We start from the raw sequence: 242 nt of genomic DNA, 5'->3' as shown, positions 1-242 counted from the left end.
TTAAATATGGCTGTTGAATGGAACAATGAAAAGCGGTCTATTACTGTAAAAAACCCGGCCAAGGATGAAACCTATACCTTTTATGCAGACAAACCTTTTTTCCTGCGCTACAAGAAAACAGGCACTGACTTTATAAAGCTGGACGTTGCCCCCTATATTACCTCCAGTAACCGGACAGTTATGCCCCTCCGGGCCATTGGCGAGACCTACGGCAAGGTAGACTGGAACAACGATACCAGCAC

Annotated in this window: 1 protein-coding gene; it reads left to right on the top strand. The window is 45.9% G+C overall.

Annotated features, from left to right (window positions below; translation table 11 throughout):
* Nucleotides 1-242: stalk domain-containing protein (locus tag ACLGL1_RS09865; RefSeq protein WP_411008496.1), on the top strand; the 242-nt coding region annotated here is incomplete at both ends.

The sequence above is a fragment of the Peptococcus simiae genome, assembly GCF_046569735.1.
In the GTDB taxonomy this organism is placed as follows: Bacteria; Bacillota; Peptococcia; order Peptococcales; family Peptococcaceae; genus Peptococcus; species Peptococcus simiae_A.
The sequence above is the reverse complement of the archived record's forward strand: the minus strand, read 5'-3'. Positions and strand labels throughout refer to the sequence as shown.